This window comes from Pseudomonas guariconensis (assembly GCF_024127895.1).
GTDB classification, from domain to species: domain Bacteria; phylum Pseudomonadota; class Gammaproteobacteria; order Pseudomonadales; family Pseudomonadaceae; genus Aquipseudomonas; species Aquipseudomonas guariconensis_B.
Map to the genome: position 1 here is coordinate 1 of NZ_JAMYBK010000079.1, position 465 is coordinate 465.

Consider the following 465-nt stretch of genomic DNA (forward strand, 5'->3'; position numbering starts at 1 on the left):
GCATCGGCGAACACTTCTTCACCGAACTGGCGCGGCTGGCCAACCCCGCCACCGCCGAGGACCGCGGCAAGCAGGTGTTCATGGCCATCAACCTGGCCTTGTTGCTGCCCGCGGCCCTGGGCGGTGCGCGCTGGCTGATGCACAAGCTCCTGCCTGGCGGCGTGACCACGGTCAGGCTCGACAATGCCGCTCTCACCCAGGAGGAAGTCCGCCGCCTGGGCAAGCGCAGCGCCGGCGAAGTCACCGTGCTCGAAACCCGTATCGAGCGGCCCGCCCGCGACGGCGGGCTGCCGGTACGGGCCAGCGAACTGCACGCGGTGGACCGCAACGCCAGCCTGGTTTCCCTGGACGTCACCGGCGGCAAGGCCGACTACGCCTACATGGCCACCACCCTGCGCGACCGGCTGGTGGCGCTGATCCAGCACAGCGTGGGGCCGGTGCGCATGGGCGGCAGCTTGACGCGGG

General features: G+C 71.0%; 1 pseudogene. It reads left to right on the top strand.

The features are described 5' to 3' along the window. Positions 1-465 (top strand): annotated as a pseudogene (locus tag NJF35_RS24630) (hypothetical protein); the annotation flags it as partial.